The organism is Alcanivorax sp., from assembly GCF_014762765.1.
Lineage (GTDB): Bacteria > Pseudomonadota > Gammaproteobacteria > Pseudomonadales > Alcanivoracaceae > Alcanivorax.
Genome location: NZ_JABURH010000170.1, coordinates 6,291 through 8,148, shown reverse-complemented (window position 1 = coordinate 8,148; position 1,858 = coordinate 6,291). Strand labels below are relative to the sequence as shown.

Annotated in this window: 1 protein-coding gene; it reads right to left on the bottom strand. The window is 59.1% G+C overall.

The window, feature by feature from the left end:
* Positions 1 to 251 precede the first annotated feature (251 nt).
* Positions 252 to 1,858, bottom strand: a 1,607-nt coding sequence (locus HUJ17_RS12475; RefSeq protein WP_290510996.1) for an IucA/IucC family siderophore biosynthesis protein, incomplete at its 5' end; no start/stop codon positions are given.

Genomic DNA, 1,858 nt, shown 5'->3' with positions numbered 1-1,858 from the left:
ATTGAAAATCCCCGTGTCGGTGGTTCGATTCCGCCTCCGGGCACCAGATATCAAAAGGCCTCGCATCGCGAGGCCTTTTTTGTTTCTGCTGTGTCATGCCCGGCAGGCTATTCATTGCAATGAATAGCGCTGCGCCCCCAGAGACAGGCTCTGACCATTACGCCCCGCAGCCCCTATTTCTCATTCCCTGCGCCATCCTGCTCCCGCAAGGGAAACCCTCACGGAAACAGCATGCACGGCGGACGATGCTCTCAAGCGCTCTCTGCCTGCTTTTCCGGCACCCTTGCCCAGCGGGCGATGGGGTTCACCAGCGTACCGGCAAACTGTAGCGCACTGGCCGGATCGGCCAGGTCCACCATCTGCTGGTTATTGGCCAGCTGCAGCCGGTTGAGGCAGGACAGGGTGAATTCCGGGGCAAAGAGGTCATGGCGGGCAAATTTATCGGCCAGTTGTGGATGATCCGCCTGATAGGCATGCACGCATTCCGCCACCTGAGCCCAGAAGCTGTCCTGTTCCATCACTTCATGCTCCACCAGAATCGCCGCCATAAAGCGGAAGAAGCAGTCGAACACATCGGTCAGCAGTGACAGAACTTTCAGGTCTTCAGGCACGTCCACGGCCAGCCGCCGGACCTTGTCCGCCAGCATCACCTCGGTATTGAGAATGGCGCATTCCTCGGCGATGTCTTTCATGATGGCGCGCCGGGGCACCCCGTCTTTCATCACCATGATCAGGTTTTCCCCGTGGGGCATGAACACCAGATCATGCTGGTAAAAGCAATGCATCAACGGGCGTAAATAACAGCGCAGGAACTCGGCCAGCCAGGCCTGCGGCGTCATGCCCGAACGGCGAATCAGGGCCGGCATCAAGGCCTGACCATTGCTGTCCACATGCAGCAGTGCCGCCATGGTCATCAGCCCTTCCCCCTCTTCCAGCAGATCCAGCGGGCTTTCCCGCCACAGGGCCGACAGCATCTTGCGATAGGCACTGTACTGATCCACCGCCTCCTCGAAATGACGCTGCCGATACCCCACGCCCGCCACTTCCCGCAGCAGTGTGAAGCCGGTATCGGCCAGTTCCGGATCCTGGTTGACCAAACCATGCAGGAAGTCATTGATCGCTGGCGTGGTGCTCATGTAATACGGCGACAGGCCTCGCATGAAGCCCATATTGAGTACGGAAATGGCCGTTTTCACGTAACGCTTTTCCGGCTGGTCCAGGTTATAAAAAGTACGGATGGACTGCTGCGCCTGGTAACGGTCTTCCCCCTTGCCCAGACAAATCAGCTTGCGCTCGGCCAGATCAGCGGAAAATACGCTTGCCAGCTTGTTATACCACTGCCAGGGATGGACCGGGATCAGGTGGTAGTCCCCGGGGTTTACGCCCTGCTCGCGGAGCATGGCATCAAACGCCAGCCGCTGACCCTCACCCAGTTCTTCGGTCATCAACGCCTCGTAGTCCAGCCCCTCCCTGGCGGCAAACACTGTGTAGTCCCGGTGCGCTGCGAGCCAGATCAACTGCACCGGCGAGCCGGCTTCCGGGGTGTAGGACGGGTAGTCCAGTACATCAAAACCAATACGACCATTATTGGCGAGAAAGCAGGGGTGGCCTTCGCTCATAGTGGCTTCAATCTGCTGGAAATCCGCATCCACCAGGCCTTCCGCATCCGGCACCGGCCGTTGCAACTTGTAGGCACTGCCATACAGGGTGCTGGCGATTTCCTCCATATAGGTCGGCATCATGGCCTCGCGGATGCCCAGGGTGTGTTGCAACTCGATGATCATGGCCAGGGCATCCAGCAAGGCCGGCTGCCCGTCCACGGTTTTTTCGATACTGCCGGGCTCCACCAGCCAGTGGT